Here is a 5,996-nt window from a genome sequence, read left to right on the forward strand (position 1 = left end):
AGCCTGGTTCAAGGTTCGCCATCCGTGAGGGAGGTAAAACCGTAGGAGCAGGCGTAATCACCAAGATAATTGAGTAGGCACCAGGGGGCGTAATATGGCCAAGAAGGCAGCAAGGATTATAATTACCATGGCGTGTACTGAGTGCAAAGAGCGCAACTACACCACAGAAAAGAACAAGGTGAATGACCCGGGGCGTCTTGAGTTGAAGAAATATTGCCCCCGGTGCCGTAAACACACCCTTCACCGAGAGGTAAGGTAGGCCCGTAGCTCAACTGGCAGAGCAGCGGTCTCCAAAACCGCAGGCTGCAGGTTCGAGTCCTGCCGGGCCTGCCTGGAAGACCGGTTAAGACACCGTCCACATGAAGTGGAACGGTGTCTTAAAAATGTAAAGGGGGGTATAAGTGCCGAAGGGGTCAGAATCCAGCCGAAAGTTTTCGCTCATACGTTACCTGAAAGAAACAAGGGCAGAGCTTAGGAAAGTCACGTGGCCAACCCGGGAAGAAGCCCTCAGGCTGACGGTGTTGGTGATAGTGACCATTTTGGTGATGGCTATCCTTTTGGGGTTACTGGATTACATTTACGCTAAACTAATGGACCTTATAATCTAAACATGCCGAAGGGAAAGAAAAAATCCGTCCTTGAAACGATAACCAAACTGGTGAGAGAGGCTGACCTGGCAGAAGCGGAAGAGGCCTCTCTGACTCCAGAGCATGAGGCAATTGCTCCCGCTCAGGAACAGGCGGAAAGCCAGGCAGCCTGGTACGTGGTTCACTGCTATTCGGGCTATGAAGAGAAAGTGAAGAAAAACCTTGAACAGCGCATTGAATCCATGGGGATGAAGGACTACATCTTTGACGTTTTGGTCCCCACCGAAGAGGTTATAGAGATCAGGGAGGGGCAGCGCCAAACGGTTAAAAGACGCATATTCCCGGGGTATGTTTTGGTCAAAATGATCATGAATGAGCGCTCCTGGTATGTGGTGCGCAACACCCCAGGCGTTACTGGATTCGTAGGAATAGGCAGCAAACCCACCCCTCTGACCGAAGAGGAGGTGGAAAAAATAATGCAGCGAGTTTACGCCCCGGCACCTCAGGTTGAGGTAGGGTTCAGGCCTGGAGAGAGGGTCAGGATTATAGAAGGGCCTTTTGCCGAATTTATTGGCATTGTGGATGAAATTTTCCCCGACAAGGGTAAAGTTCGGATTCTGCTTTCCTTCTTCGGTCGGGAAACACCGGTAGAATTAGACGTCCTCCAGGTAGAGAAAGCATAGCAAGGAGGTTAGAATTGGCCAAAAAAGTCGTAGCTGTAGTAAAACTGCAACTGCCAGCGGGAAAAGCAACGCCTGCTCCACCGGTGGGTCCCGCGCTGGGCCAGCATGGGGTTAACATAATGGCTTTCTGCAAAGAATACAATGCCCAAACGGCCCACATGGTTGGGGATATTGTGCCGGTGGAAGTTACCATTTACAGCGATCGTTCTTTCACTTTTGTCCTTAAAACTCCGCCGGTTTCAACCCTGTTGAAAAAAGCTGCGGGTATAGAAAAGGGGTCCAGTGAGCCCAATCGGCGGAAAGTGGGCAAAGTAACGCGTCAGCAAGTGAGGGAAATTGCTCAGCTCAAACTCCGGGATTTAAATACCAATGATATTGAAGCAGCTATGAGGATTGTGGAGGGCACAGCCCGCAGCATGGGGATTGAAATCGTGGATTAAAGACAGGAGGTTTTCAATGGGCAAAAGGGGGAAAAAGTATCAGGAAGTAGCCAAATTGGTGGACAAAAACAAAGAATATACTCCGGAAGAGGCGATAGAGCTTGCCAAAAAGACCATTTACACCCGATTTGACCCCACGGTGGAACTTCACATTCGCACGGGAGTTGACCCGCGCCACGCGGATCAGCAGATAAGGGGGGTGGCCCTTCTCCCCCATGGTACCGGTAAAAGGGTGAAAATTCTGGTTTTTGCAGAAGGGGAAGCAGCCAAGATAGCTCAAGAGGCAGGAGCCGATTACGTAGGAGGAGATGAGCTTATAGAGAAAATTATGGGTGGATGGCTTGACTTTGATCTGGCTATAGCAGTGCCTCAAATAATGGGTAAAGTGGCAAAGCTGGGCAAAATTTTGGGTCCCCGCAAGCTTATGCCAAGCCCGAAATCAGGCACTGTGGTGCCACCCGATGACCTTCCCAGAGTTATTGAGGAAGCTCGCAAAGGCAGGGTTGAATTCAGAGTAGATAAAACTGGAAACCTTCACATTCCTATCGGCAAAGCCAGTTTCACCACCCAGCAACTCCTTGAGAACATGGCAGCAGTAATGGATACAATTATGAAAATAAGGCCTTCGGGCCTAAAAGGTCAATACATAAAGAAGGTTTACCTGACGACAACGATGGGGCCGAGTATAAAAGTTAATACAGCGCTGGCCACTTCTCTTAAGCCGGCCGAGTAGGGTAGTTCGCCGTAGAAAGCAGGTGCGCACAAGCGCTTAAACAAGCCTGCCGAGGCGAAGGCCTGGCACTTTAAGGGTCTTTGCCTTTTGCAGGCGAAGGCCCTTTTTAAGTTTATGAAAAGGAGGTGGTAAAATTGCCGATAACAAAAGAGGAAAAGGTCAGAAGAGTTGCTCTCTACAAGGAAAGCATCGCTCAAAGCGAGGGGATAATCCTGACCAACTATATCGGGATGGATACAACTCAGATAAACGAGCTCAAGGGACAGCTTCGAGAAGTCGGCGGGAATTTCATGATAGTAAAAAACACTCTTCTAAGGATTGCCTTGAAAGACCTTGGCCTTCCGGTGTCGGAAAATTTCACCGAAGGGCCCACAGCTATAAGCTTCGGGAAAGATTTAACTAAAGTAGCCAAGAAGCTTATTGATTACTCCAAAAACGTGGGGCTTCCCGGGTTAAAGGGTGCCATCCTGGGGAATAGAATTCTGAAGCCGGAGGAAGTGGAGACTCTGGCCAAGTTGCCTTCCAGAGAAGAATTATTGGGGCAGCTTGTGGGGGCCTTGCAGTCCCCCGTTTATGGTCTGGTGTATGTTCTTGGTGGAATTATCCGGAGCTTGATTTACGTCCTTCAGGCTCGGGCTAAGCAATTGGAAACCCAATCTTGAAAGGAGGGAGGATAAATGACGAAGGAAGAGATTATTGCGGCTATAGAAAAGATGACAGTCCTTGAGCTGGCTGAACTGGTCAAGGCTCTGGAGGAAAGGTTTGGCGTATCGGCAGCGGCGCCTGTGGTGGCCGCTGCGCCCGTGGCCGCTGCTGCAGCAGCGCCAGCAGCTCCAGCTGTTGAGGAGAAAACTCAGTTTGATGTCTATATAAAGGACTCTGGCCCCAAGAAGATCCAGGTAATTAAAGTGGTACGGGAGCTTACCAACCTGGGCCTCAAGGAGGCAAAAGATCTGGTTGAAAGTGCCCCCGCTAAACTTTTAGAGGGGGTCTCCAAAGAGCAGGCTGAAGCTGCTAAGGCCAAACTGGAAGAAGCAGGCGCTGTGGTTGAAATTAAATAAAATAAAAAATAAGCGTTCCTCGCTGGAGGCTACTTGAAAGTAGTAGTTCTCCAGCGAGGAATTACTCCCGCTTCAGGAGCAAAACAAAATGCCGATAGAAATCCCCTCTGACCTCATAGAGCGGGTGGTTTTGGCTTTTCAAATTTTTTTGGGGCTTGCTGGAGCTTTTTGGCTGGCTCTTTGGGTCAGCATTTTAATATGGACCTACAGGGACATAAAATCCAGGACAAGGGACACACTGCTTCAACTTTTAGCCGTAGCTATGGTCTTTCTCTTTAATCTACCCGGGCTACTGCTTTACTTTTTGCTTCGCCCTCGAGAAACCTTAGCGGAAGCTTATGAGAGAGCTTTGGAAGAAGAGGCTTTGCTCCAGGGTATAGAAGAGCGAGAAGCCTGCCCGGGCTGCGGACGCAGAGTGCACAACAATTTTATCCTCTGCCCCTATTGTCACACGCGTTTGAAGAAAGCCTGCAAAGCTTGCGGACGATTGTTACATCTGAGCTGGGATCTATGTCCTTACTGTGGGGCAGAGCAGGGATAAGGCCTCCAGTTTATGTGCGCCGGCCTTAGAACAGAGAACAGGAGGTAGACTTGAGGCGAGTGAGGTTTAAGCAAATAAGGCTTCTGTGGAACCTTTTTTGGGACCCCAGGGTCCCCCTGTGGTTTAAGGTCCTGGTGGTGCTTATCCCTCTGGTTTACATCCTTCTTCCCACCGATTTATTCCTCGATACCGCACCGATTCTGGGCCCACTTGATGACATTATTCTGGTGCTTCTGGTCTTAAAGGCTTTTCTGGAACTGACCCCACGCCGGGTACGGGAGGAACAGGAACGCCGGATGGAATCAATCTCAGCGCCTTACAGGGTGCTGGATAAGAAAGAAGGAAAAAATTAAAGCTCAGCTACCAGGTCGTATTCCAAAGCTTTAACAATGCGCACCTGAACTATCTCCCCGGGGTTCAATTTCCCTTCCACCAGAACCAACCCATCTATTTCAGGGGCATCCCTGTAGCTGCGCCCTACGCTGAGGCCTTCTCCATAGCCTTCCACCAGTATTTCCAACCTTTTGCCCACGAATTCCTGGTTTTTCCTGTAAGAGATATGCTGCTGAACTGCCATAAGTCTGCGGTACCTTTCTTCCTTTACTTCCTCTGGAACCTGGTCCGGAAGGGAAGCAGCAGGCGTCCCCTCTTCTCGGGAGTAAATGAAAATTCCTACCCGGTCAAAGGCCATTTCTTCTACAAAGTCCACCAGGTATTGAAAGGCTTCCTCCGTCTCCCCCGGATATCCCACGATGAAAGTTGTCCTTATGGCGATGTCGGGAATGGCCTGGCGGATTTCTCCTATGAGCTTTCTCACCCTTTCCGGAGTATAGGGGCGACGCATTTTCCGGAGGATGTCTGGATGAGCATGCTGGAGAGGCATATCAAGGTAATGGCAGATTTGAGGGATCGAACTCATGGCTCGGATAAACTTTTCGGTTATGTGTACGGGGGAGGTGTACATTATCCTGAGCCATTTAAGCTCAGGGGCTGCTTCCAGGATTTCTTCTATAAGGGTTATAAGCCCGTCCCTTTCACCCCGGTCCAGACCGTAGGCAGTTGTGTCCTGGGCCACCAGTATAAGCTCTTTGACTCCTGCTTTAGTGAGCCGGCGCGCCTCTTCCACGAGGGCCTGGCGAGGGAAACTCCGAGCTGGCCCCTTTATTTCTGGTATAGTGCAGAAGGCGCACTTTGAGCTGCATCCTTCGGAGATTTTAAGGTAAGCTGAGCTTCCCCACGAAGCCGAAAGACCGGCGGAATCAAATGGGGTTTTCTCAGGATCTCCCAGCAGGATAATTTTCTCTCCCCAGGCTTCCTTCAGTTTCTCCACCACCTGTCCTATCTCCATCCACCTTCTCGTGCCCAAGAAAGCATCGGCTTCGGGAATCTCCTCCAGCAGTCTTTTACCCCAGAGCTGAGGCAGACACCCAGCTATAATTAGACGCTGGCCTTTCTTTTTCTTTCTGGTGTATTCCTTCGCCACTTTCAGGGATTCTTCCCGGGCCCGTTCTATGAAACCGCAGGTGTTTATTATGAGCACATCCGCCTGCCGGGGGGAAAGGGCAAGTCGGTAACCTTGCTGGAGGAGCTTTCTCTCCATTCCGCGGCTATCTACCTCGTTTTTGGGACAGCCAAGGGTTATTATGTGAAAACGCATACTTACCTCTTGGCGGTTGAGCTTGAAATGAAGGTTCAGTTGCTGCCGGTGTGTTGTTAGGTGTGGGTGTAGGAGTTTCTTCGGGTGTAGGGGACGGAGTTGGTGTAAAAGTGGGGGTTGAGGTTGGAGTTGGCGAAGGGGTAAGAGTTGGAGTCGGCGTAAAAGTGGGGGTTTGAGTTGGGGTTGGCGAAGGGGTAGGAGTTGGAGTCGGCGTAAGAGTAGGGGTTATGGTTTCTGTGGGAGTAATGGTTGGAGTTGCGGTGAGAGTTGGGGTGGGAGTTGGAGTTAAAGTCG

General features: G+C 50.3%; 12 protein-coding genes, 1 tRNA gene and 1 other annotated feature. Of the genes, 11 read left to right on the forward strand and 2 right to left on the reverse strand.

Translation table 11 applies throughout. The annotated features are described in order from the left end of the window. From NZ653_09835 to NZ653_09885, 11 genes are all read left to right on the forward strand, one after another. A partial coding sequence (locus NZ653_09835) for a hypothetical protein (GenBank protein ID MCS7287420.1) occupies positions 1–77 on the forward strand: 77 nt, incomplete at its 5' end. Between the two features lie 17 nt (positions 78–94). Then, entirely contained in the window at positions 95–259 is a 165-nt protein-coding gene (gene rpmG / locus NZ653_09840; GenBank protein MCS7287421.1) for a 50S ribosomal protein L33, read from the forward strand. After that, positions 258–330, forward strand: a tRNA-Trp gene (locus NZ653_09845). Before rpmG ends, NZ653_09845 begins: the two co-directional genes overlap by 2 nt. Before the next feature lie 71 nt (positions 331–401). Beyond that, on the forward strand, positions 402–608 hold the full coding sequence (gene secE / locus NZ653_09850; protein ID MCS7287422.1) for a preprotein translocase subunit SecE: 207 nt from the start codon (positions 402–404) through the stop codon (positions 606–608). Positions 609–718: 110 nt separating this feature from the next. Continuing rightward, complete coding sequence (nusG, locus tag NZ653_09855; protein ID MCS7287423.1) at positions 719–1,270, forward strand: transcription termination/antitermination protein NusG; 552 nt, start codon at positions 719–721, stop codon at positions 1,268–1,270. A gap of 14 nt (positions 1,271–1,284) precedes the next feature. Further along, positions 1,285–1,710, forward strand: a complete 426-nt coding sequence (gene rplK / locus NZ653_09860; GenBank protein MCS7287424.1) for a 50S ribosomal protein L11 — start codon at positions 1,285–1,287, stop codon at positions 1,708–1,710. A gap of 16 nt (positions 1,711–1,726) precedes the next feature. Beyond that, positions 1,727–2,443, forward strand: coding sequence for a 50S ribosomal protein L1 (rplA, locus tag NZ653_09865; GenBank protein MCS7287425.1), 717 nt, complete (start codon positions 1,727–1,729; stop codon positions 2,441–2,443). Continuing rightward, positions 2,435–2,561 (forward strand) — a sequence feature (ribosomal protein L10 leader region). Its footprint overlaps the gene before it by 9 nt. Positions 2,562–2,577: 16 nt before the next feature. Next, complete coding sequence (gene rplJ / locus NZ653_09870) at positions 2,578–3,105, forward strand: 50S ribosomal protein L10 (GenBank protein ID MCS7287426.1); 528 nt, start codon at positions 2,578–2,580, stop codon at positions 3,103–3,105. 15 nt (positions 3,106–3,120) lie between these two features. Further along, positions 3,121–3,504: a 50S ribosomal protein L7/L12 gene (gene rplL, locus NZ653_09875; protein ID MCS7287427.1), complete on the forward strand. Its 384-nt coding sequence runs from the start codon at positions 3,121–3,123 to the stop codon at positions 3,502–3,504. 88 nt (positions 3,505–3,592) lie between these two features. Next, on the forward strand, positions 3,593–4,045 hold the full coding sequence (locus NZ653_09880; GenBank protein MCS7287428.1) for a zinc ribbon domain-containing protein: 453 nt from the start codon (positions 3,593–3,595) through the stop codon (positions 4,043–4,045). 59 nt (positions 4,046–4,104) lie between these two features. Beyond that, positions 4,105–4,398 carry a DUF1232 domain-containing protein gene (locus NZ653_09885; GenBank protein ID MCS7287429.1) on the forward strand — a complete coding sequence of 98 codons (294 nt, stop codon included), beginning with the start codon at positions 4,105–4,107 and terminating at the stop codon, positions 4,396–4,398. Here the strand turns inward: NZ653_09885 and rimO are convergent. Both rimO and NZ653_09895 read right to left on the reverse strand, forming a co-directional pair. Then, positions 4,395–5,702 carry a 30S ribosomal protein S12 methylthiotransferase RimO gene (gene rimO / locus NZ653_09890; GenBank protein ID MCS7287430.1) on the reverse strand — a complete coding sequence of 436 codons (1,308 nt, stop codon included), beginning with the start codon at positions 5,700–5,702 and terminating at the stop codon, positions 4,395–4,397. The two genes, NZ653_09885 and rimO, sit on opposite strands and share 4 nt — an antisense overlap. Before the next feature lie 56 nt (positions 5,703–5,758). Beyond that, the coding region (locus tag NZ653_09895; protein MCS7287431.1) for a hypothetical protein at positions 5,759–5,996 on the reverse strand (238 nt) is incomplete at its 5' end.

This window comes from Anaerolineae bacterium, from assembly GCA_025062375.1.
Lineage (GTDB): Bacteria > Chloroflexota > Anaerolineae > SpSt-600 > SpSt-600 > SpSt-600.